This is a genomic window from Mesorhizobium sp. M0159 (assembly GCF_040322295.1).
Lineage (GTDB): Bacteria > Pseudomonadota > Alphaproteobacteria > Rhizobiales > Rhizobiaceae > Mesorhizobium.
In genome coordinates, this window is record NZ_JAMYTF010000033.1 from 1 (window position 1) to 25,223 (window position 25,223).

Sequence of the window (25,223 nt, forward strand, 5' to 3'; positions counted from 1 at the left end):
TGCCGGTGGAGCCGCGCAAGCGCAATGTCTTCGTCTTCGAGGCGCGCGAAAAATATGACGACATGCCGCTGCTGGTCGACCCGAGCGGCATCTATGTCCGGCCGGAGGGCTCGGTCTACATCACCGGCGGCGCCGAGCCGGAAGAGGGCGAAGGACCGGCCGACCCCGCCGACTTCGACCCCGACTGGCCGCTGTTCGAAGAGGTGATCTGGCCGGTGCTGGCGACCCGCATTCCGGCCTTCGAGGCGATCAAGCCGACGCGCGCCTGGGTCGGCCATTACGACTACAACACGCTCGACCAGAACGCGGTGATCGGCCCGCACCCGGAGGTCGGCAATTTCCTCTTCGCCAACGGTTTTTCCGGCCACGGCTTGCAGCAGGCTCCGGCGGTCGGCAAGGCGCTGGCCGAACTGATCGTGCATGGCGGCTATCGCACGGTGGATTGCTCGGCGTTCGGGTACAGCCGGATCGCCGACGGGCGGCCGTTTCGGGAATTGAATGTAATCTGAGAACTCCGCGGCAGGCGTCAGCGCTTGCGGCCGAACCAGAATGCGTTGGGCATGCGCTCCATGCCGATACGCTCATAGAAGCCGACGGCGTCGGGCATGGAGATCAGGCTGATGGCAACGGAAGGTCCGAGTTGCCGGCGTGCCTCATCCATCAGGCCCTTGCCGATACCCAGCCCTTGCGCCGATGCAGAAACAGCGAGCTCGGAGATATAGCAGACCCAGGAAAAGTCGGTGACGCCGCGAGCGACACCAACCAGCGGCTTGCCCGGTGCATCGATGCGCGCGGTGAGCACCAGGGCGGCACTCGTGAGCATCGCCTTCAAACGGGCATGATCATCGACGGGCCGTGTCTCGCCGAGGCCGGATTCCACCAGAACGCGGCGGAACTCGGCGATGCCGAGGCCCGGTTCGCTGGCGTAAAGGATCGTGGATCGCGTTGTCATGTCGACAAAAGTGCACCATGGGCTGGTGGTTTTGAAGCTGTTTTGTACCGATTTTGTGTTTCGATCGACGACGGAAGTCCAAAAACAGCCGTCTTTTATTTGCCCGCGGCATTGTGTAAACCGAGCGCCAGCAATTCCCCGCAACGAGAAGAAGACGGGCAAGAACCATGGAAAAATTCACCAAGCTCACCGGTGTCGCCGCGCCGATGCCGATCGTCAATGTCGACACCGACATGATCATCCCCAAGGATTATCTCAAGACGATCAAGCGCACGGGGCTCGGCACCGGCCTGTTCGCCGAAATGCGTTACAAGGACGACGGCTCGGAAAACCCGGACTTCGTGCTCAACAAGCCGGCCTACCGCAAGGCGCAGATCCTGGTCGCCGGCGACAATTTCGGCTGCGGCTCGAGCCGGGAACATGCGCCGTGGGCGCTGCTCGATTTCGGCATCCGCTGCGTCATCTCGACCTCGTTCGCTGACATTTTCTACAATAACTGCTTCAAGAACGGCATCTTGCCGATCACCGTCAGCCCGGAAAACCTGGAGAAGCTGATGGACGATGCCTCGCGCGGTTCCAACGCGACGCTGTCGGTCGATCTCGAAGCCAAGGAAATCCGCGGGCCGGACGGCGGCGTGGTCAAGTTCGACCTCGACGAATTCAAGCGCCACTGCCTCTTGAACGGCCTCGACGATATCGGCCTGACCATGGAGAAGGCCGGCGCCATCGCTTCGTTCGAGAAGAAGAACGCCGAGCTGCGGCCCTGGGCATAGGCTCTAAAGCCGCGCCGACGGTCAGCCTCTACGCCAAGTGTCCGGGGAGGGATGTGATGACACGCTTGCTTGTTGCCGCTGCCTGCGGACTGCCGCTGATGCTGCTGCCCCCGGCGAGCGTCTATGCCCAGACGCAGACGCCCGCCACGGAAGCGCCAGCGGCAGATCAAGGCGCCAGCGACACAGCCGCCGCCGACGATGACAAGCAGGCGCCGATCCCGTTCGAGGGCGGCCAGCTGACCATCACCCAGGAGGAAGAATACGGGGAACGGGTACTCGCCTTCGACGGCAAGGAACTGGCGCGCAATTACGACGTCTTCTTCGACAAGATCGTCGAGGTCGGCGGCGTCAAGGTGGCGCTGGTCGATGTCGGCGACGGCGGCAACCAGTGCGGCCCGGCCAAGGTGATCGTGTGGAAGCCGGAGGGCGGTGCGATCCAGACGACCACGGTCGAGCAGGATGAATGCGGCGCGCCGCCGGCCGCGATCTCCGACAGCGCCGTCTATTTCGTACCCTATCTGCTGCCGGGCGATTCCAAGCCGGCGCTGCAATGGTCGCCGACGGACGGACTGACGACGTCCGGTAATCTGACCTACATGCCGGAGCCGGGCACCGACTGGAAAGACATCGATCCGTCGAAATACGACAACATCATTGATGCCTTTCACAACGAGGCCGTCTACAGGCTAGCCGAGACGCTGCTCGGCAAGGACATGCCCGACATGGCGACCAGCCTGCTGGTCGGCGGCGGCACGGAAAAAACCGCGTCGGGTGCCTTCTTTGCCAGCGGCTGCGTGCCGCATGATTGCGGTGGCAATGACGGCTTCATGGCGGTCGACCCGGTCAAGCACAAGCTGTATTTCGCCCGCCGCGGCGACAAGCCCGAGCCGGACGCGTGGCCGGCGGTGAGTACATGGCCGGCCGACGTCAAGGAAGCGCTGGACAAGGCGCTGGGGTCGCCGAATTAGAAATCGTTCTGCCGCGATCCTTCGCGCGCCCCTCTGTCCTGCCGGACATCTCCCCCACTTGGGGGGAGATCGGCCGTCACCGCCGCTTTCGCCAAACCGCCTACGCTGCAAAAAAGGAGGACACCATGCGAAAACTGATCTCCACCGGTTCGCCCTTCGAGAAGACCGCCGGCTATTCGCGCGCCGTGGTGCAGGGCGACTGGTGTTTCGTGTCCGGAACGACCGGCTACGATTATGCGACCATGTCGATGCCGGAGACCGTGGAGGCACAAACGCGCAATTGCCTGACGACGATCGCCAAGGCGCTCGGGGACGGCGGCTTCGAGACGGCCGATGTGGTGCGGGCGCATTACTATATCACCGATGCGGCTTTCGTGGATGTGGTGTTCCCGATCCTCGGCGAGGCCTTTGGCGAGATCAGGCCGGCGGCAACGATGATCGTGTGCCAGCTCAACAAGCCGGAGATGAAGATCGAGATCGAGGTGACGGCGCTGCGGCGCACAGCCTGATGCCTGTCACGGTTGCGACAACGACACGGTTAGCACGAGGATCGGCCCATGGTGAAGGTCAGGCGCATCGTTGCAAACATAGACACGCAGGATATCGCGGCGGCAAAACCCTTCTATCAGGATGTGCTCGGCCTCGATCTCAAGATGGATATGGGCTGGATCGCTACCTACGGCTCGCAAGAGACGATGTCCGTGCAGGTCAGTTTCATGGCCGAAGGGGGATCAGGAACGCCGGTGCCGGACATCTCTATCGAAGTCGACGACGTCGATGCCGCGCTTGAAAGCATGAGGACGGCCGGCTTTGCCATCGAATACGGTCCGGCGGACGAACCCTGGGGCGTGCGGCGCTTCTTCGTACGCGACCCGTTCGGCAGGCTGGTCAATATCCTTTCGCATCTCTAGGCATTTTGTCTTGAGCATCGGATTTTCCCAAAACCGGTTTCCACTTTTGGGTCCGATGCTCTGAACCGCAGGCTTGCGCGCCGGCCGCTTGGCGTTTAGCAAGGCCGCGGCTCACGACACAATCAGGACGGTTCCCCATGGCTTCGAAAAATCTTCTCCTGCTTGCCGGCGACGGCATCGGCCCCGAGGCGATGGCCGAGGTGAAGAAGCTGATTTCCGCCATGAACGACAGGCTCGGCAGCGATTTCGTCACCAGTGAGGGCCTTGTCGGCGGCTGCGCCTACGACGCGCATGGCGCGGCGATTTCCGATGCCGACATGGCCAAGGCAATGGCGTCGGACGCGGTGCTGTTCGGCGCCGTCGGCGGACCGAAATGGGATGCGGTGCCTTACGAGGTGCGCCCGGAGGCGGGTCTGCTGCGGCTGCGCAAGGACATGGAGCTGTTTGCCAATCTCAGGCCGGCAATCTGCTATCCGGCGCTGGCGGCGTCCTCCTCGCTGAAGCAGGAGGTGGTCGAGGGGCTCGATATCCTGATCGTGCGCGAGCTCACCGGCGGCGTCTATTTCGGCGAGCCTAAGCAGATCATCGACCTCGGCAACGGCCAGAAGCGCGGCATCGACACCCAAATATACGATACGTTCGAGATCGAGCGCATTTCGGGCGTTGCCTTCGAATTGGCGCGCACGCGCAAGAATCACGTCACCTCGATGGAAAAGCGCAATGTGATGAAGTCGGGCGTGCTGTGGAACGAGGTCGTCACCCAGACGCACAAGGCCAAGTATGCCGACGTCAAGCTCGATCACATGTTGGCCGATGCTGGCGGCATGCAGCTGGTGCGCTGGCCGAAGCAGTTCGACGTCATCGTCACCGACAATCTGTTCGGCGACATGCTGTCCGACATCGCCGCCATGCTGACCGGCTCGATCGGCATGCTGCCGTCGGCCTCGCTCGGCGCGCCGGATGCGAAGACAAAAAAGCGCAAGGCGCTCTACGAGCCGGTGCACGGCTCGGCGCCCGACATCGCCGGCAAGGGCATCGCCAATCCGATCGCCATGATCGCCTCCTTCGCCATGTGCATGCGCTATTCCTTCGGCATGGTTGAAGAGGCCGACCGGCTGGAAGGCGCGATCGCCGCCGTGCTCGATCAGGGGTTGCGCACCAGGGATATTCATTCGCCGGGGATGACCGAGGTCGGCACCGCTGAGATGGGCGGCGCGATCATCGCCAAGTTCCTGGGCTGATCCTATGGCGGTCGACGTCCGCTGGGCGACGACTGGGGATGCGGCGGCACTCACCACCGTGCTTTGCGAAATGGCGGTGCATTACCGGCAACCGCCACTCGACGCCAGCCAGGTTTTGTCGGCGGCGCAGAAATGGCTTGGCGACGAAAGCCCATCCTATCCGCATTTTGCGCTCGCCTTCGTCGATGGCGAAGTTTGCGGGCTGGCCTCGGTTGCGATCGCGCATCCCGGCATCGATCTCGAGCGGCTGCTGTTCCTCAAGGACCTGTTCGTGCGCGATACCGCCCGCGATGGCGGTGTCGGTCGAGCGCTGATGGCATTCCTCGCCGGCAATTGCATGCGCGAAGGCATCGGCCGTATCGATCTGACCACGGAGGACTGCAACGAAGGCGCGCTGCGCTTCTATGCCCAATTTGGTGCCGAGCGTCACGAGCAGAAGGTCTTTCTCAGGTTATCCGGCGAGGCGCTGCTGGCGATCGCGGCTGGTTCCTCGACGCGATCTTGGAAGCCCTAAATTGGAGATTGGCCGAAACATCTCCCCCTTCGTCATCCTGGGGCGAAGCAAGGAGCGAAGCGACGCGGCGCAGACCCCAGGATCCATGCCGTTACCCGGCGGCAGTGCTCGGCCGACCAGAACCGAGTGCTTCTTCGTGGTGGATATGAGCGCCATTCTGAACCGCTGCGTTCCTCGGCTTATGTCGCGGCATGGATCCCAGGGTCTGCGCTCCGCTTCGCGTCGCTCCGCCCTAGGATGACGAAGGCGTGGCGGCCGGCGACCCAATCGTGGAGGTACTAAACCCTGACACCTACTGGCACCGGACCCCACTGGTTTTCGCGCGGCTGGGTCGGGATCAGCGCAAAGATCAGGATGATCACGGTGCCGAAGGTCGGGATCAGGAAAAGCAGGAAGAGCCAGCCGGTCAGGCCGATATCGTGCAGGCGACGCACGTTCAGCCCGAACCACGGCAGGGCTGTCGCCAGCAGAAAGAGGCCGAAAAGGCCGACCGCTACTGCCGGCAGTTCAGCGGTATTGCCCATGGCGCCGTCGATAAAGACACCGATGCCTATGACCACGAGCAGCGCGATCGTCCAGAACAGGCAATAGCCCCAATATTCCTTGCGGCAGGCACGGCCGGCGAAGTTGAAGTAATTCTCGGTCAGACCCAGCCAGAAATAGTTCCACAGGCCGGCCGATTCGGCCGGACTTTGTTCAGCGGAACGGCCGAAATGTTGCGGCTGACGTGCCGCTGGCGCGTTGCCGGCCTGAGATGGCGCGGCGGTTGCAGTGGAGGCGTCGGCAGGCGCACTGCCAGGTTGGGCGCGGATCGAAAAAACATCGCGTGCCCGTCCGCCAGCCGGCTGGAATTCGACGGTCGTACCTCCGGCAACCGATGCTTCGCGGCGCAAATCTTCGCGCGCCAAAGTGTAGCGGTTGCCGTCGGCTCCGATGATGAAGCCGAAACCCTGGTCTTCGTCGTAATGAAGAACTTCGCCGCGCATGTCCTGCCCACCCCCATTTCCCCGCCCCAGACTGTGCAAAGTTCCGGCAGACCGCAAGGGGCGTGCGGAAATGGAGAGTGCTGGCTATTTACCCCGGCCGTTTCTTCGATTTCTTGTGTTTCGCAGGTCCGCCTTCGAACTTCGCCTTGGCCGGTTTTCCGGCCCAGGGCTTCGCCTCGAATGCCGGGCGCTGGTCGGCCGGTGCGCGCTTCTCGAATTTGGGCGTGTTCTGATCGAAGGTGCGCTTGCCGCGGTGCGGCTTCTTTTCGGGCCGCGGTTCCTGGTAGCCGGCCCGCGACAAATCCGGCGTGCCGTCCAGCCGCTTGACCGCAATGTTGCCCTGCAGCTTGCGGTCGGGGCCGATCGCAGCGAGGAAACGCTCGGCCCAGTCCGCCGCGATCTGCACGAAGGTTTCCTCCGGCTGCATCTTGATGGCGCCGATCTCGCGCTTGGAAATGCCGCCTGTCCGGCACAGCATCGGGATCAGCCAGCGCGGCTCGGCATTCTGCCGGCGTCCGACCGACAGCGAGAACCAGACGCTGTCGCCGAAATCGTCGCGGCGGCTCGGTGCCTCGTCCCGGCGCGCAAATTTTTCGCCCGACGGCGTGAACGGTGCCACGTCGAGAAGATCCTCCGGCGCCGAGTGGCTGGAGCGGCACATCCGCACGAATGCGGCGGCAACCTGTTCGGGCCCGTGCTGATCGAGAAGCGCCTCGACGAAGCCGCGCTCCTCATCCTTCATAGGCTCGCTGAAGACCGGATCAGCGAGAATGCGCTCGTCGTCGCGCCGTATCACGTCGTCGGCCGACGGCGGGCTCGCCCAGGTTGCCGCAAGGCCGGCACTTTGCAGCAGCCGCTCGGTGCGCCTGCGGGCACTATTGGGCACGATCAGCGCGCTGACGCCCTTGCGTCCCGCACGACCCGTGCGTCCGCTTCGGTGCAGGAGCGTTTCCGGGTTGGTCGGCAGGTCGGCATGGATCACCAGCTCGAGATTGGGCAGGTCGATGCCGCGTGCCGCGACGTCGGTGGCGATGCAGACCTTGGCGCGGCCGTCGCGCATCGCCTGTAGCGCGTGGCTGCGCTCGTTCTGGCTAAGCTCGCCGGACAGCGCCACGACGGAAAAGTTGCGATTGTTGAAGCGCGCCGTCAAATGGTTCACGGCGGCGCGCGTGTTGCAGAACACCAGCGCGTTCTTGGCCTCGTAAAAGCGCAGCACGTTGATGATGGCGTTTTCGCGGTCCGCCTGGGCGACGCTCAGCGCCCGGTATTCGATGTCGAGATGCTGCTTTTCCTCGCCGGAGGCCGAGATGCGCACAGCATCGCGCTGGTAGCCCTTGGCCAGCGTGGCGATGGAGCGCGGCACGGTCGCGGAAAACATCAGCGTGCGGCGATCGGCGGGTGCGGCATCGAGGATGAATTCCAGATCCTCGCGAAAGCCGAGATCGAGCATCTCGTCGGCCTCGTCGAGCACCACTGCCTTGAGCGCCGACATGTCGAGCGAATTGCGGGTGATGTGGTCGCGCAGGCGGCCGGGCGTGCCCACGACGATATGGGCGCCGCGCTCCAGCGCGCGCCGTTCGGTGCGCATGTCCATGCCGCCGACGCAGGACGCCACCGTGGCGCCGGTCAGTTCGTAGAGCCATTCCAGCTCGCGCGTTACCTGCAGGGCCAGCTCCCGCGTCGGCGCCACGGCCAGCGCCAGGGGTGCCGCCGCGTGGGAAAAGCGCTCCGCGCCATCGAGAAGGGTCGGCGCCAAAGCCAGACCGAAGGCGACGGTCTTGCCGGAGCCGGTCTGGGCCGAAACCAGCGCATCGGCCTGGCCAAGCTCGAGAACGGCCTTCTGCACCGGCGTCAGCTCGACATAGCCGCGTTTTTCCAGCGCCTTTGCCAGCGCGGGAACAATAGCTTCGAAATTGGACATCTTGCTCTTTCGAAATTCGGATTCTGAATACCCGGCGACGGGTCAAATGTCGGCAAGCGCCACAGACGGGCGCCACGAGCCAGACGATGCTCGTTCGTACTTGGTGCCGCCGTCATTGTACAGGGCGGGCGGGTCGGCCTTGTTGCGATTGACTCTAGACGTAAACCGCGTAAAAGCCGGCACCGAACGGGATAGTTTTCGATGCGCGGCCTTTTGATGGCGCTTTCTGCCTTCGACATCCCCGGCCCCAATGCGAACCATTGGGCCGGGCGCGTCGCTGCGTCTCCTCGTTCCAGCAAAATCACGTTCTTGCTCAAAAAAACCGGCAAAACGACCACCAAAACGGTCTGATTCCCTTGGCCTAACCACCCTCTCCCGGGTCCGGCCCGGGGGTTGAAACCCGCATCGGCCGGCGGGTTTTCTCCAGAAAACGAGCGGAGAGGGACAGGAGATTTCGATGAGTTTCAAGGTTGCGATCGTCGGCGCCACGGGCAATGTGGGCCGGGAAATGCTCAACATACTCGAAGAGCGCGGCTTTCCGGTGAGCGAGGTGGTGGCGCTGGCCTCGCGGCGCAGCCAGGGCACGGAAGTGTCGTTCGGCGACCGCACGCTGAAGGTCAGAGCGCTCGACCAATATGATTTTTCAGATACCGACATCTGCATCATGTCGGCCGGCGGCAACGTCTCCAAGGAATGGTCGCCGAAGATCGGCAAGCAGGGCTGCGTCGTCATCGATAATTCGTCGGCCTTCCGCTACGACCAGGACGTGCCGCTGATCGTTCCGGAAGTGAACCCGGATGCGATCTCGCTGTTCACGCGCAAGAACATCATTGCCAACCCGAACTGCTCGACGGCGCAGCTGGTCGTGGCGCTGAAGCCGCTGCATGACGCGGCCACCATCAAGCGCGTCGTCGTCGCCACCTACCAGTCGGTCTCCGGCGCCGGCAAGGAAGGCATGGACGAATTGTTCACGCAGACGCGCGCGGTGTTTGTCGCCGACCAGGTCGACGTCAAGAAGTTCACCAAGCGTATCGCCTTCAACGTCATCCCGCATATCGACGTCTTCCTCGACGACGGGTTCACCAAGGAAGAGTGGAAGATGGTGGCCGAGACCAAGAAGATGCTCGACCCGAAGATCAAGCTGACGGCGACCTGCGTGCGCGTGCCGGTGTTCATCGGCCATTCGGAAGCGGTCAACATCGAGTTCGAGAAGCCGATCACGGCGGACGAGGCGCGCGAGATCCTGCGCGAGGCGCCGGGCTGCCAGGTCATCGACAAGCGCGAGGACGGCGGCTACATCACGCCGCTGGAATCGGCCGGCGAGGACGCCACCTTCATCTCGCGCATCCGCGAGGACTCGACCATCGACAACGGCCTGTCGATGTGGATCGTCTCCGACAATCTGCGCAAGGGCGCGGCACTCAATGCGGTGCAGATCGCCGAGCTGCTGGTCGAGCGCGGGCTGATCCAGCCGAAGAAGAAGGCGGCATAACTTTTTCGCTCACGGCCGCATCGCCGCTGTCGCGGCTGGCCCTCCGCGGGGGCGCCGGACGACCGGCGGCCCGCAGTCGCGGGCTCGGCCTTCGGCCGTTAGCGCCCTTCTCCCCGTTCACGGGGAGAAGGTGCCGGCAGGCGGATGAGGGGCACAGGCGTCTCAAATAGGCAGCAAGGCGACGGCGTCACAGCCGGTTCTCCTCCGCTAGGTCCAACAGCAACTCCAGCGCCTCCTTCGCCCGGTCGGCGGGCACGAACAGATGATCGTGGTAGAAGGCCGAGACCGGATTGACGCCGATGCCGGCGGTGGCCAGCCGCGCGGTGATGGCGGCGAGGAAGCCGACCGCTTCCAGCGACGAATGGATGTTCAGCGTCAGCATCCGGCAGCGGAACACGGTTTTCAGTCCAGCGGCCTTGGCATGGTCTTCAACCACGATCAGCGTCGTGCCCTCGCGCTCGCGAAACAGCATCACCGGGTGGAGCCTGTCGGGAACGGGCGCATCGGGTGGCAACGTGGTGAAGACATGAACGCCGGCAAGCAATTCCGGCGTCATTGCCGCCAGCAACTGTTTCAGGTCGGTCTCTCCGGCCATCGGTTGCTTTCGTTGTGCGATCAGGCGGTGGTTGCCGTCGAGCGCTCGGAAGACACCTCTACGGATTTTCAATAACGCCCTCCACCTCACCCCGCAAGGTGGACTTGGCCAGGTTCGTTGCCGACTGAACTTGTACATCCGAGGTCGCCGTCCCCCGGAGCTGAAAAAGAGCTGGAGGCGTGTCGGATCGCCGTCATGGGCCGCGTCCTTGGTTCGAGCTGGCGAAGGAGCCAGTGCTCACAACGACCGGAGGGAACATCAATGACCATGTCTCAGGCAGCACCCGTCTCACCGCGTGCCCTGTGGGCCGGCCGCGTGCTCAGCGCCGTCATCGTGCTGTTCATGATCTTCGACGGCGTCATCAAGCTACCGCCGCTCGAAATCGTCACCCAGACCATGGTGCAGCTCGGCTGGCCGGCCGATGCCAATGTCTCGCGCATGCTCGGTACCATTGGATTGGTCTCGACAGCGCTTTACGCGCTGCCACGCACCTCGGTGCTCGGCGCCATCCTGCTCACCGCCTATCTCGGCGGCGCAGTCGCCACGCATGTGCGTATCGGCAGCCCTTTGTTCTCGCACATACTGTTCGGCGTCTATCTCGGCGCCGTCCTCTGGGGTGGCCTGTATCTGCGCGATCCAAGGGTGCGCGCGTTGTTCCCGTTCAGCCAATAGCGGCGATTTCGAAAGCCGTTCGATGGTGGCCACGCCGCCAGAGCGGGCGCGGTCTGCCGCCGCCTTTCTACTCTTTGGATCAAATTGAGCGCCGCCGGGCGGCAGCCGATCTTCTTCTTTGGATCAAATCGCCTGGTTGCGAGTTAGGGGGTGCAGCGGCGAGGACGGCACCCTGTTGGAGAGGAACGACAATGAAAAAGGTGATGATCTTGATGGCCTTGCTGGTCCCGCTCGGTGCCTGCTCCCGTACTGAGCAAGGCGCGGCAGTTGGTGGCCTGGGCGGTGCGGCGGTCGGCGCTGCGGTGGCCGGCAACCCGACCAAGGGCGCGGTGATCGGCGGTGCGGCCGGCGCTTTGGCCGGTGCACTGATCGGCCGTGCCAGCGAAAGCGGCCAATGCCGTTATCGCGATCGCAACGGTCGTGTCTACGTTGCGAGTTGCCCGGAAGGCTATTGATCGGGCCGCATCATATGGATGCAATAGCAAAACGGCGGGCAGGGCCCGCCGTTTCGTGGTTGTGGAGATGATTTATTCGGCGCTGGCGGCTTCCGCCTCGGCCGGCGCGGCTGCGGCGGCGGCAACGGCCGCGGCGGCATCTTCCTGCGCCTTCTTCAGCAAGGCTGCGCGCTCCTGCGCCTTCTTGCCGGGCTCGGCCTTGTTCGGGTTGAAGCGGGCTTCGCGCTTGGCGATGCCGGCTTCATCGAGGAAGCGCAGCACGCGGTCGGTCGGCTGGGCGCCATGCGACAGCCAATGCTTGACGCGCTCGGCGTCGACCTTGACGCGTTCGCCGTCCTTGGGCAGCAGCGGATTCCACGAGCCGAGCGACTCGATGAAACGGCCGTCGCGCGGCGAACGCGCGTCGGCGACGACGACATGGTAATAGGGACGCTTCTTCGAGCCCGCACGGGCCAATCGGATTTTCAGTGGCATTTCTTTTCTCCTAAAAGCTCTGATTCGGTTGATCGGTTGGTGGCTGGTCCTCAGCCGGTTTTCGCTACGCCGTTGGATGCGGCGATCTGCTCGTGATGGCGGATCACTTCGCGGACGACGAAGTTCAGGAATTTCTCCGCGAAATCCGGGTCGAGATGGGCGTCCTTCGCCAGTTGGCGAAGACGGGCGATCTGCTCCTGCTCGCGCGCCGGATCGGCAGGCGGCAGGCCATGTTCCGCCTTCAGCACGCCGACTGCCTTGGTGCAGCGGAAGCGCTCGGCCAGCATGTGGATCAGCGCCGCGTCGATATTGTCGATCGAGGCGCGATAATTGGCCAGCGCCGCACGCGCGTCCGCCATGTCCTTCTCTTCGTTCATGGCGCCCTCACTTCTTCTTGCCGAGGCCAGGCAGCCCGCCACCGCCCGGCAGGCCGGGAAGTTTCATGCCACCGGGCAGCCCAGGCAGGCCACCGCCACCGGGAAAACCACCGGGCAGGCCCTTCATGCCGCCGAGCCCGGCCGCCTGGGCCTGCTTCTGCAAGGCTTCGAGCTGCTTGGGGTCCACCTTGGAGAGGTCCGGCATGCCGCCGCCCATCATGCCGCCTGCGCCGCCAGGCATCATGCCGCCGAGCCCCATCTTGGAAGCGAGGCCGCCCATCATGCCGCGCATCAGGCCGCCGCCTTTGCCCTTGCCGCCCATCGCCTTCATCATGTCGGCCATGCCGCGATGCATCTTCAACAGTTTGTTGATTTCGGCCGCGTCGGTACCCGAGCCGGCGGCGATGCGCTTCTTGCGCGAGTGCTTCAGAATATCGGGGTTGGCGCGCTCGGCCTTGGTCATCGACGAGATGATGGCGAGCTGGCGACCGAACATCTTGTCGTCGAGCCCGGCGGCGGCCATCTGGTCCTTCATCTTGCCCATGCCGGGCATCATGCCCATGATGCCACCCATGCCACCCATTTTCGACATTTGCTGAAGCTGGCCGGCGAGGTCGTTCAGGTCGAACTTGCCCGACTGCATCTTCCTGGCCATCGCCGCGGCCTGTTCGGCGTCGATGTTCTCGGCCGCCTTTTCGACGAGGCTGACGATGTCGCCCATGCCGAGGATGCGGTCGGCGATGCGCTTGGGGTGGAATTCCTCCAGCGCGTCCATTTTTTCGCCGGTGCCGATCAGCTTGATCGGCTTACCGGTAACGGCGCGCATCGAGAGCGCCGCACCACCGCGGCCGTCGCCGTCCATGCGGGTCAGCACGAGGCCGGTGATGCCGACGCGCTCGTCGAAGCTTTTTGCCAGATTGACGGCGTCCTGGCCGGTCAGCGAATCGGCGACCAGCAGGATCTCGTGCGGCGACGACATCTTCTTGATGTCGGCCATCTCGACCATCAACGGCTCGTCGATATGGGTGCGGCCGGCGGTGTCGAGGATGACGACGTCATGGCCGCCGAGCTTGGCCGCCTGCACGGCGCGGCGGGCGATATCGACCGGCGTCTGGCCAGCGACGATCGGCAATGTGGCGATCTTGACCTGCTCGCCGAGCTGGCGGAGCTGCTCTTGCGCGGCGGGACGCCGCGTGTCGAGCGAGGCCATCAAGACTTTCTTGTTTTGACGGTCGGCGAGGCGCCTGGCGATCTTGGCCGAGGTCGTCGTCTTGCCGGAACCCTGCAAGCCGACCATCATGATGACGACCGGAGCCGGTGCATTGAGGTCGATGGCGACGCCCTCGGCGCCGAGCATCTCGACCAGCTCGTCATGGACGATCTTGACGACCATCTGGCCGGGCTTGATCGACTTGACCACGGCGGCGCCGACGGCCTTCTCGCGCACCTTGTCGGTGAAGGAACGCACCACTTCCAGCGCCACGTCGGCCTCGAGCAACGCACGGCGCACCTCGCGCAGCGCCGCCGAGACATCAGCCTCCGACAAGGCGCCGCGGCCGGTGAGGCCGTTCAGGATCGAACCAAGACGTTCCTGTAGCGATTCAAACATTCTTTTTCCTTTTCCCTGGCACCCGGATGATGCCCGAGAGGTAATGCGTTCGCGCCAACTGTCCAAGCAAAAGCCGGTCCGGGCAAAGCCCAAAGCCAAAAAGCACCCGGGGGCGCACAGCGCTGCCGGGTGTTGGCCTCCGGGATCGATTTACAGCACTTCACCTCAAAGAGGTTTCGGCGTCCCGGTCGGTTTGCTCGGAGGAATACTCGTCGCGGAATTCGCGGCGTGTAGACAGGAAATCGGCCGCAGAGTCAAGCTTTGGTCAAGCTTTGCGTCAAATAGCTCAGGACGACCAGGCAATGCACATCAGCGCACGCTGCCGGCGCGCGCCATATCCGGCTCGACCTTCAGCGGTGAGCGCGGATGCAAAAGCAGCAGAACGGTCAACAGGCTGCTGACGATGCCGATCGAAGCGATGAGGACGGCGTCTGAAGTCGTCCAGCCGGCGGCTTCGAGCGGCTTGGCGTTGAACAGGGCGAAGGAATTATAGCTTTGCTGGTGCGAAATCAGCAGGAAGCCGGTCAGATTGTTGCCGAGATGGGCGCCAAAGCCGGCACCGAGATTGCCGGTTGCATAGACCAGAAGCGTCAGCAGCAGCGCAAAGGCGGCGATCGAGGCCAGCACGCAGGCATTGATGGCAGCGCTCGAACCTGGGCTCCAGTGCAGGGAGGTGAACAGCAATCCCGGCAGCAGCGCCCAGATGAAAGGGTTCTGGAACCGGCTCGCCAGGCCCCAGAGCAGATAACCGCGAAACAGCATCTCCTCCGACGAGGTCTGCAGAAAGGTCAGGGCGGCGATCGGGATCAGGAACGAAAGCCACGCGGACAGGCCGATCGTGCCGCGCGCGATGTCGGGCTGCAAACCATAAAGCAGGATCTCGGAAAGCAGCGAGGTGATCAGCACTGCGGCCAGCCCTTTCAGGAACCCCGCCCAAGAAATGCGCCGGCTGACGCCAATCAGGGCGGTCAGCTTCTCGCGATGGATCCAGCGCATGGCAGCCCAAAGGCCGAGCCAGATTCCGGCAAATGAAGCCAGCGCCGCGAGGATGCCCGCAGGAGAGGCCATGAAATCCTGCACCGCTCCTCCACCTGGCGGGGCGGTGCCAGACGATGCCTGCCAAACGGCAAACGCATAGGTGCCGCCGAACAGCACGGCGGCAGTGGTTCCGAGCCAGAACAGGATGACGACCACCGTCCCGAGCAGGAGGCGCGGCAAGGTGGCCTTGTCGTTGGCGGCGTGCCGGTACTGTTGGAAGGCGGTCGGGTCGATGATCACGCGGGCTCGCTGGCTGGTGCTTCGGCTCGCAAGGTCTAGAACATCGGCCCCAATGTGGAAACCGGTATTGCATCGGCAATGCCGGCCTGTGGCAATATCGGGGTTTGTGAGCGGCCGCCGCTACTGCAGGGCGACCGCCCTGTTGGTAACGTCAGCGCACGACGTACATGATGCGCCTTGTGTCCGGATCGATCAGCGCCGGCTGACCGTTCACGTAGACGTAGCGGTAGTCATAGTCCGGAATCTCGCGTAGCTCGACGGTGTCGGGCAACGTCGCGCCCGTGACCACCTCGCCCTCGAGATAGACCGGATCGAGCCGATGCGTACGGACATAGGTACGGATTTCGGCCGGCGGTCTCCGGATAGGTTCGATCGCCTCGCCGGCGACGATTGCTCCGGTATAGCTGTCGGAATACTCGACGCTATCGGCGGGCGGCGTCACGATGGCAATGTCGGCGCCGGCCGGACGCTGTGTCAGGACCACACGGCTGCCGCCGAAATCGGCCGTCACATAGTCGGAATAGACCCAGCCCTGGCCGTTAGCCTCTGCGATAGTGCACCATTTGCTGTTGGCGATGCAGCCGTCGAGCGTCGCCGACTGGCCGGCCGCGAGCACGCCGATCACCGGATATTGCGGGCCGGGGCCGGCGCGTACATTGAGATCAGTGATGGCCGAGACGGCGGTGTCGGCCAATGCAGAGCCCGACATCGCTATGAGCGCTCCGGCCACCGCCGGAAACAATATGCGTTTCATGGTCTTCTCTCCGTTTCACAGTCCCTTGGCACGGAAAACGAAGCAAAGCCGCATGCGTTCCGGCTAAAAGGCTTCGGCCGGCTCACGATTTGTTCCAGTCGTTTTCGGCAGGTCGGTCAAAAGCTCGTGAACAAAAGCAAGTTTTTGCGCCGCCACGTCCGAGATGACGAAGGGATAGAGATCGGGCAGGCCCATGCAGCGGTTGATCGAGTTGGACGCCTCCGACAGCACCAGCCAGCGGTCGAGAATCCTTTCGAAAGGCTCTGGCCTGGAGGCGGGTTCCGATGGTGCCGGCTGCAGCTTGCCGCCGGTATCGGCGCGCGGCAGCTCGTTGGCTTCAACGGTTTCCAGCCGGCCGAGCGGGAAATTCAGGGCATGCACCATCTCCAGCGTGTCGGTGATGTGCATGTGATGCGCCCATGTCTCGGCCCAGTCCTCCCATGGGTGCGACGTCGCATAGGCCGAGATATGGCGCTGCTGCCAGTCGGGCGGCGCGCCATCGGCATAATAGGTCTTCAGCGCCTGTTCGTAGCCGGCGCGCTCGTCGCCGAACAAAGCGCGAAAACCGGCAAGCTTTTGCGAATTGTCGCGGATCAGGCGGTCCCAGTAATAATGGCCGAGCTCATGGCGGAAATGGCCGAGCAGCGTGCGGTAGTTCTCGCCCATCTCGACGCGCCGCCGTTCGCGCTCTGCCGAATCCGCCTCGGCGACGTTGAGCGTGATCCGGCCGTTGTCATGACCGGTCAGGATACGTTCGCCGCCCGGACCGCCGCCGATCGGATCGGCAAGAAAATCGAAAGCGAGACCGATCTCGTCGCCAACGTCCTGCTTGGGTGCGACCGGCAGGCCGAAGGCGAGCAGCGAATAGACGGCACGCTTCTTTGCCGCCTCGACACGGATCCAGCGGCGGCGGTTGCCGTCGACCGACAGATCCGGGATCAGCTGGTTCAGCGCACAGGCGCGGCAGAAGGCGTGGCCGGGCTCCGCCATCCAGTTGCAGGCGCATTCGTCGGCATTGGTGCAATGGAAGACGTCGGCGCCGGACAGCGCGAAGCGCGCATGCTCGGGATCGTAAAGCACGAGGCTGGCGCAGTTCAGGCATTGCGCGTTCTCGAAATAGAGACGGTGGCCGCAATGCGGGCAGTCGAAAAGCTTCATTGGCGTCTCAAATCATTCGAAATGCGGAGGACGATACGAGCAGGAGAACGCCAAACGCCTGTCAGCTGCCCACGTTCCTGCCGGCCGATGCTATTTTGCCGCAAGCTGGGCGACGACCTCCTTGGCCACTGCCTCGCCCGACAATCTGGCGCCGCCGCAGGTCTGCATCAGCGGACCGGCCAAATGCTCGCCGGCGAAGAAGATCTTTTCCGCCACGGGCTGCATCAGCGTGGCGCGCGCTTGCGAGCGGCCGGGCCGCGCCGCCGCATAGGCGCCGCGCACGAACCGCTCAGCGCCCCAATTGGTCATCATTGCGCGTCCGACATGCTTTCGTATGTCGCCGCCAAAAATGCCGCAGAGCCGGTCGACGACGAAGTCGATGCCAGCCGCCTCGCCCGCCGCCGACATCTCCCAAGCGAAATCGCCGCCGACGAAACCGACCATCAAATCAAGGTTGAAGGGAAAGCAGAGGAAGTAGATGTCGTGCCGTGCCAACCGCTCGATCAGCAAATCGTCGAACGGCTCCAGACCGAGCCTTGTACCGGATATTTCGACCGGCAGCTTGGTCAGCATGCCCATCGGCAGGTCGAAGAGGGCGGCGAAATGCGCATCGGGGAGTGCAGGCGAGAACGCAATCTCCTCGAAGGCGAGCACTGCCGGCGAGGCGGTGACGATGACCGCCTTGGCGCAGATGGTACCGCGATCGGTGACGCAGGCTACGCCCGGCCCATCCCAGAGGATCTTGCGCACCGGCGTCGACAGCTCCACCGGCACGTCGGCGCCGAAGCGGGCAACCAGCGTACCGAAGCCTTCCCCGGTGAAATAATTCGGATCGAGATCGGCGGCGGCCTGAAAGTCGCGGATCGATATCTCGTCCTCGTCGGCGCCGAAATCCATCGGCCCCGCGAAGGTTGCGGCGGCGCGCGGCGCGTGTCCCTTGGCGAGCAATGCCGAAAGGCGGTCATCGTCGCCTTCCCTCACCTGATGTGCCGCCACCAGTTCGAACAGCCTTGCGTCGGCCACCTTCATCGCCGCCTCCTCGGCTTCGCTTGCCTTTCGCTCACGGTAATAGAGATGATCGACATTCATGTCGTGGTGATGAAGCGTCCAGGCAGCGGCCTTCGCCTCGGGAAAGTAGGGATTGCGGTCCGCGGCATGCAGCCAGGCGCAGCCGATGTCGAACGGCACGCCGAAATGCTGGTCGCTGGTCCAGGCGCGGCCGCCAATGCGGTTCATCGCTTCCAACAATTTGAAGGAAAAACCGGCAGCGCGCAGGGTCTTGGAAGCCGAAAGCCCGGCTGAACCGGCGCCGATGATCACGACATCAACGTCTTCCATGCTTATTCTGTCCCCGCCACAATAATTACTTGATCGTAGGCAAATTCCCGGGCATCCGCCAGTGTGGTGGATTTGAAGTTCCTGCTGTATTGAGTGCATCGGCGCAGCGCCGGGACAGTGACAAGCAGGTGTTTCGCAGGCAAGTTCGCAATTGGGAACGTGATTCAGGCAACCAGGAGAGCAGCATGGCATTTCTTGCCAAGGGGAAGATGTTTGTAGTGGCCACGGTGGTGGCGGTGCTTGCGCTGGCGACGGGCGCGCAGGCGGCGGCCAGCTGTGGCAAGAGCGGCGCCGGCTTCGAGGCATGGAAACCGGAGTTCGCCGCGGAGGCAAAGGCCGACGGTGTCGGCTCGAAGGGTCTGGCCGCTCTGTCTCGCGCAACCTACGCGACAAAGACGATCTCCGTCGACCGCGCCATCCATAAGGCTTTCAGCGGCTCGGTGGAAGCTTTCATGAAGCGCCGTGGCGCGTCCGCGATCATTGCCAGGGGCCGTGCGCTGAAGAAGGCCAATGCTGCGCTGTTCGACAAGATCGAACGGAATTACGGCGTGTCGCCGGGCGTGTTGCTCGCCATCTGGGGTATGGAGACCGGCTTCGGTTCCGCCATGGGCAACCAGAATACGGTCTCCGCCATTTTAACGCTGGCCTATGACTGTCGCCGTCCGGAGTTCTTCTACCCGCATGCCATTGCGGCCCTGAAGCTGGTTGATCGCGGAGCGTTGAGCGCCGCGTCGGTCGGTGCCGCGCATGGCGAGATTGGCCACACGCAGTTCCTGCCCGGAAATGTTTTGGCATATGGCGTAGGCAACAAAAACCTGCGCGACAAGGCCACTGCGTTGGCTTCTACCGCCAACTTCCTCAAGGGTCATGGTTGGCGACCGGGCGCCAGCGCGCAGGCGAATATCGGCGCAATTGCTGGCTGGAATTCGGCGAGCGTCTATCAACAGGCCATCGCCCGCATGGCCACGGCGATCGATGCCGACTGACAGGATATAAACGCAAAAATGACTGGGCTCGGTTGGAAGCGCGAGGCGAGCATGAAGAGTCTCGCAACAGCGCAGGGCTTGCCTTGCCCTTTGGAACCTAGCTAGGACAGGCGATGATCTCGCTCTCGATCGTTGATTTCGATGCGGACCCCGAGGGGGTGACTGCGATCCTAAGCCTCGAACCGACACGCATAGTCCGCAAGGGCGACCCGATGCGTAACGGGTCCCCGCGCAAGAAGAATGGATGGAGCCTCGATGGTCCGCGGCAAAGGCTCCGGAGTGGGGCCGAGCACGAGAATGCGGTCAACTACCTGATCGAGCAGATGCGAGGTCGGGAGGAGGCCTTCGCACGGCTGCGGCAGGAAGTGCGGCCAAAGCAGATAACTATCTACGGCGGGTTCTATCAGCCCTACGACGTACAGTGCGGCATTTGGCTTGAGCCGTCTGCGATGAGGGTGCTCGCGGATTGCGGTGTTGGCTGGAGCCTCGACCTTTTTGTTGAGGACGAAGCTCACCAACATGGAAGTGAGGTGTGAGCAGGCGTCCTGTCCCGCATTGGGTCGTTTGCCGACTGGCTGGTTCCAAATTTGAGCGGAGTCTGATTCATAGGGGCATGAGCCGATACGATCTGACCGACTTCGAATGGCGCGTCATCGAGCCGCTTTTGCCCAACAAGCCGCGAGGCGTGCCGCGTGTCGATGACCGTCGCGTGCTGAACGGCATCTTCTGGGTGCTGCGATCGAGTGCGCCATGGCGCGATCTGCCCGAGCGCTACGGCCCTCGCACCACTTGCTACAACCGCTTCGTTCGATGGCGGAAAGCAGGTGTCTGGGATCGGCTGATGGACGTCATTACCGAGGCCCATGACGGCACGGTGCAAGTAATGTGTCTACGTCCTAGTTTTCTCGGATCGTTTTCAGCTTTCACGAGATCGGTAGAGCGCCCAGCCCGCTGTTCGGATGTCAGCGCTGGCGGTTACGCGCCGCCAGTGTCCTCAGCCTGAGCGCGTTGAGGCGGATGAAGCCTTCGGCATCCTTCTGGTCGTAGGCGCCGCGGTCGTCCTCGAAGGTGACCAGCGCGTCGGAATAGAGCGTCTTCCTCGACTTGCGGCCGGTGACCATGACGTTGCCCTTGTAGAGCTTCAGCCGCACGGTGCCTTCGACGTCTTCCTGGCTCTTGTCGATCATTGCCTGCAGCATCAGGCGCTCGGGCGCGAACCAGAAGCCGTTGTAGATCAGCTCGGCATAGCGCGGCATGAACTCGTCCTTGAGGTGGGCCGCACCGCGGTCGAGCGTGATCGATTCGATCGCCCGATGGGCGGCGATCAGGATGGTGCCGCCGGGGGTCTCGTAGACGCCGCGCGATTTCATGCCGACGAAACGGTTCTCGACCAGGTCGAGCCTGCCGATGCCGTTGTCGCGGCCGAGATCGTTCAGCGCCGCCAGCATCGTTGCCGGCGACAGCTTCTTGCCATTGAGCGCAACCGGGTCGCCCTTGAGGAATTCGATCTCGATCTCGGTGACCTCATCCGGCGCATCCATCGGCGAGATGGTGCGCTGGTGGACGAATTCCGGCGGCTCGCTCCACGGGTCTTCCAGCACCTTGCCCTCGGACGACGAATGCAGCAGGTTAGCGTCGACCGAGAAAGGCGCATCGCCCTTCTTGTCCTTCGGCACTGGGATCTGGTGCTGCTCGGCGAAGTTGATGAGATCGGTCCGCGACTTGAACGACCAATCGCGCCACGGCGCGATGACCTTGATGTCGGGGTTGAGCGCATAGGCCGACAGCTCGAAACGCACCTGGTCGTTGCCTTTGCCGGTGGCGCCATGGGCGATCGCATCGGCGCCGGTCTCCCTGGCGATCTCGACAAGATGTTTCGAGATCAGTGGCCGGGCGATCGAGGTGCCGAGCAGATATGTGCCTTCATAGACAGCGTTGGCGCGGAACATCGGGAAGACGAAATCGGATACGAACTCCTCGCGGACATCGACGACGCGGATATCCTTGATGCCCATCATCTCGGCCTTGCGCCTGGCCGGCTCCAGTTCGCCACCCTGGCCTAGATCGGCGGTGAAGGTCACGACCTCGGCGCCGAGCTCGGTCTGCAGCCATTTCAGGATGATCGAGGTGTCAAGGCCGCCGGAATAGGCGAGCACGACTTTCTTGGCGGCTTTTGCTTTCGACATGGTGGGCAGTTCCGCGACAGGGGTTCTTCGCGGGCGAGGTATCACGGCGTTTTAGGCCAGCGCAAGGGACGAACGATGCCTGGACCAAATGCCTCATCTCCAAGAGGCTGGCGAGGACACGGCTCTTGCGGTATGGCTGCGCCGTCTTTTGCCGCCACGAGACGAGCCATGTCCTTCATCCCCGACAGTACGACGCTTATCCAGTTCTCCATCGCCACCTTGATCCTGGCGATCACGCCCGGGCCTGACATGACGCTGTTCGTGTCGCGCACGCTGAGCCAAGGCCGTGCCACCGGCTTTGCCTCGATGGCCGGCGCCTTGTGCGGCACGCTGATCCACACCACGCTGGTGGTGGTCGGCGTCTCGGCGCTGATCGTCGCCTCGCCGATGGCGTTCTTCGTGCTGAAGATTTTTGGCGCCGGCTATCTGGTCTTCCTGGCATGGCAGGCGATCACAAAAGGGTCGGCGTTTTCACCGGAGAAGAAGAGCGGGCCGCAGATCTCGCTGTTCCGCAGCTGGGCGGCGGGGCTCGGGGTCAATCTGCTCAACCCGAAGATCATCCTGTTCTTCATGACCTTCCTGCCGCAATTCGTCTCCGCGCATGATCCCGACGCGCCGGGAAAGCTGTTCTTCCTCGGCGCGATGTTCGTCGTGCTGGCGATCCCGGTGACGGCGCCGATGGTGCTGGCGGCGGAAAAATTCTCGGCCGCGATGAAATCCAGCCCGCGTGTGACCCGCGTCGTCGACTATCTGTTTGCCGGAGTTTTTTCGGCCTTCGCGCTCAAGATCCTGACGGCCCAGGCGAAATAGGGCGTCCGATCTGACGCCAGCTTCCGGCCGAGCGCCCGGCGCTCAGCCAGTAGAAAATACCGCCGACCATGCCGCAGCCGATCACCGCCAGCATGACGCTGGTATTGGTAACCTCGAAATTGGCATCGGCCGTCTGGTGGACGAAGCCAAGGAAGACCGCCGAGACCACAGCACCCGCCAGCGCATAGAACAGCCAGTCACGCCGGCCAAGGATCTCGGAGACGAGGATGGCGATGGCGGCCGGCATGAAGGCGAAATAGGCGACGAACAGCGCGACGAAGGGGATTGAAAACCACAGCGACGCCTGCGCCGCCGGTTGCGTCTCGTCCGTTATCAGCCCAAGAGACGCCAGGAACATGATGTTAAGGAAGGCGCTGGCCGCCAGCGAAGCAACGCCGTAGCCGACAAGGATGACGGCGAAGCGGATCAGATAGGCGCCGACGCGATTCACGCCTCGCCATGCCCCGCGATCATCATCGCTTCCAGCGCCAGCCGGTCGACCTTGCGCATGCGCTCGGAGTCCGACTTGAGCTGGCCGCAGGCGGCGAGGATATCGCGGCCGCGCGGCGTGCGGATCGGCGAGGCATAGCCGGCATTGTTGATGTAATCGGCGAATTTCTCGATCGTTTCCCAGTCCGAGCACTGGTAGTTGGTGCCCGGCCACGGATTGAACGGGATCAGATTGATCTTGGCCGGAATGCCCTTGAGCAGCTTGATCAGCGCCTTGGCGTCGTCGATGGAATCGTTGACGTCCTTCAGCATCACATATTCGAAGGTGATCCGCTTGGCGTTCGACAGGCCTGGATAGGCGCGGCAGGCAGCGATCAGATCCTTCAGCGGATACTTCTTGTTGATGGGCACCAAGAGATCGCGCAAATCGTCATTGGTGGCGTGCAGCGAAATCGCCAGCATCACGCCGATCTCCTCGCCGGTGCGGAAGATTTCGGGCACGACGCCGGAGGTCGAGAGCGTGATGCGCCTCTTCGACAGGGAAAGCCCGTCGCCGTCGGATGCGATAAGCAGCGCCTTCTTCACCGCCTCGAAATTGTAGAGCGGCTCGCCCATGCCCATCATGACGATGTTGGATACTTTGCGGCCTTCGGCCGGCACGATGGCGCCGTCCGGCGTATCGCGGTCGGGGAAATCGCCGAGCCGGTCGCGGGCGGTCAAAAGTTGGGCGAGGATTTCCTCGGCGGTCAGGTTGCGCACCAGTTTCTGCGTGCCGGTGTGGCAGAAGGAGCAGGTCAGGGTGCAGCCGACCTGCGAAGAGATGCACAGCGTGCCGCGGCCTTCTTCGGGAATGTAGACGGTCTCGATCTCGACCGGCCGGCCGGCGCCGCGCGGCGGAAAGCGAAACAGCCATTTGCGCGTGCCGTCGGTGGAGATCTGCTCCTCGACGATTTCGGGCCTGGCGACGGTGAAATGCCTGTCGAGCGCCGCGCGCAGATCCTTGGAGATGTTGAACATGCCGGCAAAGTCGGAAACGCCACGCACATAGATCCAATGCCAGAGCTGTTGGGCGCGCATTTTCGCCTGGCGCTCCGGCACGATGCCGGCGGCGACAAGGGCGGCCCCAAGTTCGGCGCGCGTCAAGCCGATCAGCGACGGTTTTTCAGGCGTCGTGCGGGTGCGCAACGCGTCACGCGCGCCTTCGGCGGTAAGATCGAATGAAAGGGTCATTGTTGCGCCAATATAAGCGATTTGCGGCCGAATACAGCATCGTGCCCGAAATGAAGCGCGGCGCATAGCACAGCTTGATGGCGGAGTCATGCCGGGTTCTTCCTTCTCCCTTTGTGGGAGAAGGTGGCCGAGCGAAGCTCGGTCGGATGAGGGGTGTTCCAGCTTGGCGCCGACGGCGTTCCGTCCAACACCCCTCTTCCGTCTCGGCGCTGCGCGCCGATCCACCTTCTCCCACAAGGGGAGAAGGGAAGACTGCGCCTAACCGCCTACTTGCACTTGGCGATCGAGGCCAGCGCCGCCGAGATGCCCTTCAGCGAGAAGACGTAGGTGGTGGTGTTGCCGCGGCCGGACTTGGCCGACACCTTCATGTCGGTGCCGGTCTTCATCGCGGCGATCAGCACCGGCTCCTCGGCGGCGTTCTCGACCCAGGCCGACTTGCCGCGCGTGAACATCGAAAAAGACTTCTTGTCGATGGTGACGGTGGCCTTGGAACCCTCCTGGAAGGTATAGCCGGCGATGAATTGCGGCTCGTAGGACACTTGCTGCCCCGGCCGCTGGCTGACGAAGAAGAACATGTCGCCGTGATCGAGCGTCGGCGGCTGCTTGTCGGTTGGCACCGTCAGGACATAGCAGACCTTGCCGCCGCCCGACGCCTGATAACTGTAGGTGCCCCAGGCATTATGCTGGCCGATCTTGGTTGCCGACTGCGCCAGCGCGGGCGCCGTCAAGGCCACCAGGGCCAGGCTGGAAACTATAGCAATCAATCCGCGCATCGCTTTTCCCGTATTCCACTGGTGCGGCGGCAGGCCGGCTCGGCGTCCTGCCCGTCGCTTCATTTTGATTTAATCTGGGTTACCAAACGGTGAATTTCCCTGAGAAAAGGATGTTCACGCCAGGAAACCGCCGCCGTCTTCGCGCTGCCGCTCGAAAAAGCGGCTGGCGCACTGTCCCTGCCGCGACTTGGAGGCCACGAAAACGGCAAGAGTTTGACTTTTCAAGCAGCTAGGTCCTTGCAGCCATCCTGGCTTTTCTGATGTACGTGACGAATTTCCCTCCAGATGGTACCATGTCTACGTTCGCCTCCACGACGTTC

General features: G+C 63.2%; 29 protein-coding genes and 1 pseudogene. 15 read left to right on the forward strand and 15 right to left on the reverse strand.

Annotated elements, in window-relative coordinates:
* Positions 1-509: NAD(P)/FAD-dependent oxidoreductase (locus tag NKJ32_RS25415; protein WP_352829191.1), on the forward strand; the 509-nt coding region annotated here is incomplete at its 5' end.
* Between the two features lie 17 nt (positions 510-526).
* Here the strand turns inward: NKJ32_RS25415 and NKJ32_RS25420 are convergent.
* Positions 527-952 (reverse strand): GNAT family N-acetyltransferase, encoded by a 426-nt coding sequence (locus NKJ32_RS25420; protein WP_352570056.1) that lies wholly within the window; start codon positions 950-952, stop codon positions 527-529.
* A 167-nt stretch (positions 953-1,119) separates the two neighbouring features.
* Here NKJ32_RS25420 and leuD point away from each other — a divergent pair, with 167 nt between their 5' ends.
* From leuD to NKJ32_RS25450, 6 genes are all read left to right on the forward strand, one after another.
* The gene (leuD, locus tag NKJ32_RS25425) at positions 1,120-1,725 is read left to right on the forward strand and encodes a 3-isopropylmalate dehydratase small subunit (RefSeq protein WP_023680526.1); all 606 of its coding nucleotides are present in this window, start codon (positions 1,120-1,122) and stop codon (positions 1,723-1,725) included.
* A 56-nt stretch (positions 1,726-1,781) separates the two neighbouring features.
* On the forward strand, positions 1,782-2,693 hold the full coding sequence (locus tag NKJ32_RS25430; RefSeq protein ID WP_352570054.1) for an Ivy family c-type lysozyme inhibitor: 912 nt from the start codon (positions 1,782-1,784) through the stop codon (positions 2,691-2,693).
* Positions 2,694-2,818: 125 nt separating this feature from the next.
* Complete coding sequence (locus NKJ32_RS25435; RefSeq protein WP_352570052.1) at positions 2,819-3,202, forward strand: RidA family protein; 384 nt, start codon at positions 2,819-2,821, stop codon at positions 3,200-3,202.
* Positions 3,203-3,253: 51 nt separating this feature from the next.
* Entirely contained in the window at positions 3,254-3,604 is a 351-nt protein-coding gene (locus tag NKJ32_RS25440) for a VOC family protein (RefSeq protein WP_352570210.1), read from the forward strand.
* Positions 3,605-3,741: 137 nt separating this feature from the next.
* Positions 3,742-4,845, forward strand: coding sequence for a 3-isopropylmalate dehydrogenase (gene leuB / locus NKJ32_RS25445; protein ID WP_352829193.1), 1,104 nt, complete (start codon positions 3,742-3,744; stop codon positions 4,843-4,845).
* A 4-nt stretch (positions 4,846-4,849) separates the two neighbouring features.
* Positions 4,850-5,359 carry a GNAT family N-acetyltransferase gene (locus tag NKJ32_RS25450; RefSeq protein WP_352570049.1) on the forward strand — a complete coding sequence of 170 codons (510 nt, stop codon included), beginning with the start codon at positions 4,850-4,852 and terminating at the stop codon, positions 5,357-5,359.
* 278 nt (positions 5,360-5,637) lie between these two features.
* Here the strand turns inward: NKJ32_RS25450 and NKJ32_RS25455 are convergent, their stop codons facing one another.
* Positions 5,638-6,345 carry a DUF805 domain-containing protein gene (locus NKJ32_RS25455; RefSeq protein ID WP_352570048.1) on the reverse strand — a complete coding sequence of 236 codons (708 nt, stop codon included), beginning with the start codon at positions 6,343-6,345 and terminating at the stop codon, positions 5,638-5,640.
* Positions 6,346-6,433: 88 nt separating this feature from the next.
* Entirely contained in the window at positions 6,434-8,266 is a 1,833-nt protein-coding gene (locus NKJ32_RS25460; protein WP_352570047.1) for a DEAD/DEAH box helicase, read from the reverse strand.
* A gap of 201 nt (positions 8,267-8,467) precedes the next feature.
* Here NKJ32_RS25460 and NKJ32_RS25465 point away from each other — a divergent pair, with 201 nt between their 5' ends.
* Both NKJ32_RS25465 and NKJ32_RS25470 read left to right on the forward strand, forming a co-directional pair.
* Positions 8,468-8,617, forward strand: coding sequence for a hypothetical protein (locus NKJ32_RS25465; RefSeq protein WP_352450216.1), 150 nt, complete (start codon positions 8,468-8,470; stop codon positions 8,615-8,617).
* Positions 8,618-8,723: 106 nt separating this feature from the next.
* Entirely contained in the window at positions 8,724-9,758 is a 1,035-nt protein-coding gene (locus NKJ32_RS25470) for an aspartate-semialdehyde dehydrogenase (RefSeq protein WP_023680535.1), read from the forward strand.
* 187 nt (positions 9,759-9,945) lie between these two features.
* Here NKJ32_RS25470 and NKJ32_RS25475 read toward each other — a convergent pair whose 3' ends face one another.
* Complete coding sequence (locus tag NKJ32_RS25475; protein ID WP_352570209.1) at positions 9,946-10,353, reverse strand: ACT domain-containing protein; 408 nt, start codon at positions 10,351-10,353, stop codon at positions 9,946-9,948.
* A 261-nt stretch (positions 10,354-10,614) separates the two neighbouring features.
* Between NKJ32_RS25475 and NKJ32_RS25480 the strand changes: the two genes are divergently transcribed.
* Positions 10,615-11,025, forward strand: coding sequence for a DoxX family protein (locus NKJ32_RS25480; protein WP_023680735.1), 411 nt, complete (start codon positions 10,615-10,617; stop codon positions 11,023-11,025).
* A gap of 191 nt (positions 11,026-11,216) precedes the next feature.
* Positions 11,217-11,480 carry a YMGG-like glycine zipper-containing protein gene (locus NKJ32_RS25485; RefSeq protein ID WP_023680734.1) on the forward strand — a complete coding sequence of 88 codons (264 nt, stop codon included), beginning with the start codon at positions 11,217-11,219 and terminating at the stop codon, positions 11,478-11,480.
* A gap of 72 nt (positions 11,481-11,552) precedes the next feature.
* Here NKJ32_RS25485 and rpsP read toward each other — a convergent pair whose 3' ends face one another.
* The 7 genes from rpsP to NKJ32_RS25520 form a co-directional block, all read right to left on the reverse strand.
* Complete coding sequence (gene rpsP, locus NKJ32_RS25490) at positions 11,553-11,954, reverse strand: 30S ribosomal protein S16 (protein ID WP_352570046.1); 402 nt, start codon at positions 11,952-11,954, stop codon at positions 11,553-11,555.
* A 50-nt stretch (positions 11,955-12,004) separates the two neighbouring features.
* Positions 12,005-12,331 carry a chorismate mutase gene (locus NKJ32_RS25495; protein ID WP_352450211.1) on the reverse strand — a complete coding sequence of 109 codons (327 nt, stop codon included), beginning with the start codon at positions 12,329-12,331 and terminating at the stop codon, positions 12,005-12,007.
* A gap of 7 nt (positions 12,332-12,338) precedes the next feature.
* Positions 12,339-13,940: a signal recognition particle protein gene (gene ffh, locus NKJ32_RS25500; protein ID WP_352570044.1), complete on the reverse strand. Its 1,602-nt coding sequence runs from the start codon at positions 13,938-13,940 to the stop codon at positions 12,339-12,341.
* A 309-nt stretch (positions 13,941-14,249) separates the two neighbouring features.
* Positions 14,250-15,218 carry a CPBP family glutamic-type intramembrane protease gene (locus NKJ32_RS25505; protein ID WP_352570042.1) on the reverse strand — a complete coding sequence of 323 codons (969 nt, stop codon included), beginning with the start codon at positions 15,216-15,218 and terminating at the stop codon, positions 14,250-14,252.
* A 151-nt stretch (positions 15,219-15,369) separates the two neighbouring features.
* Positions 15,370-15,972 carry a DUF1236 domain-containing protein gene (locus NKJ32_RS25510; protein WP_352829196.1) on the reverse strand — a complete coding sequence of 201 codons (603 nt, stop codon included), beginning with the start codon at positions 15,970-15,972 and terminating at the stop codon, positions 15,370-15,372.
* A gap of 63 nt (positions 15,973-16,035) precedes the next feature.
* On the reverse strand, positions 16,036-17,130 hold the full coding sequence (locus NKJ32_RS25515; protein ID WP_352570039.1) for a zinc-binding metallopeptidase family protein: 1,095 nt from the start codon (positions 17,128-17,130) through the stop codon (positions 16,036-16,038).
* 90 nt (positions 17,131-17,220) lie between these two features.
* The gene (locus NKJ32_RS25520) at positions 17,221-18,468 is read right to left on the reverse strand and encodes a flavin monoamine oxidase family protein (RefSeq protein ID WP_352570037.1); all 1,248 of its coding nucleotides are present in this window, start codon (positions 18,466-18,468) and stop codon (positions 17,221-17,223) included.
* A 185-nt stretch (positions 18,469-18,653) separates the two neighbouring features.
* Here NKJ32_RS25520 and NKJ32_RS25525 point away from each other — a divergent pair, with 185 nt between their 5' ends.
* From NKJ32_RS25525 to NKJ32_RS25535, 3 genes and pseudogenes are all read left to right on the forward strand, one after another.
* Positions 18,654-19,454, forward strand: a complete 801-nt coding sequence (locus NKJ32_RS25525; RefSeq protein ID WP_352570208.1) for a lytic murein transglycosylase — start codon at positions 18,654-18,656, stop codon at positions 19,452-19,454.
* A gap of 113 nt (positions 19,455-19,567) precedes the next feature.
* Positions 19,568-19,990 (forward strand): DUF4279 domain-containing protein, encoded by a 423-nt coding sequence (locus NKJ32_RS25530; RefSeq protein ID WP_352570036.1) that lies wholly within the window; start codon positions 19,568-19,570, stop codon positions 19,988-19,990.
* Positions 19,991-20,067: 77 nt separating this feature from the next.
* A pseudogene (locus NKJ32_RS25535) lies at positions 20,068-20,340 on the forward strand (IS5 family transposase); the annotation flags it as partial.
* A 76-nt stretch (positions 20,341-20,416) separates the two neighbouring features.
* Here the strand turns inward: NKJ32_RS25535 and NKJ32_RS25540 are convergent.
* Positions 20,417-21,640 carry an argininosuccinate synthase gene (locus NKJ32_RS25540; RefSeq protein ID WP_352570035.1) on the reverse strand — a complete coding sequence of 408 codons (1,224 nt, stop codon included), beginning with the start codon at positions 21,638-21,640 and terminating at the stop codon, positions 20,417-20,419.
* A gap of 168 nt (positions 21,641-21,808) precedes the next feature.
* Between NKJ32_RS25540 and NKJ32_RS25545 the strand changes: the two genes are divergently transcribed.
* Entirely contained in the window at positions 21,809-22,450 is a 642-nt protein-coding gene (locus NKJ32_RS25545; protein WP_352570033.1) for a LysE family translocator, read from the forward strand.
* Here the strand turns inward: NKJ32_RS25545 and NKJ32_RS25550 are convergent.
* From NKJ32_RS25550 to NKJ32_RS25560, 3 genes are all read right to left on the reverse strand, one after another.
* Positions 22,422-22,901, reverse strand: a complete 480-nt coding sequence (locus tag NKJ32_RS25550; RefSeq protein ID WP_023679832.1) for a hypothetical protein — start codon at positions 22,899-22,901, stop codon at positions 22,422-22,424. The two genes, NKJ32_RS25545 and NKJ32_RS25550, sit on opposite strands and share 29 nt — an antisense overlap.
* Positions 22,898-24,130: a dual-specificity RNA methyltransferase RlmN gene (rlmN, locus tag NKJ32_RS25555; protein WP_023679831.1), complete on the reverse strand. Its 1,233-nt coding sequence runs from the start codon at positions 24,128-24,130 to the stop codon at positions 22,898-22,900. The genes NKJ32_RS25550 and rlmN overlap by 4 nt, the downstream gene beginning before the upstream one ends.
* A 266-nt stretch (positions 24,131-24,396) precedes the next feature.
* The gene (locus NKJ32_RS25560; protein WP_023721899.1) at positions 24,397-24,903 is read right to left on the reverse strand and encodes an invasion associated locus B family protein; all 507 of its coding nucleotides are present in this window, start codon (positions 24,901-24,903) and stop codon (positions 24,397-24,399) included.
* Positions 24,904-25,223 lie beyond the last annotated feature (320 nt).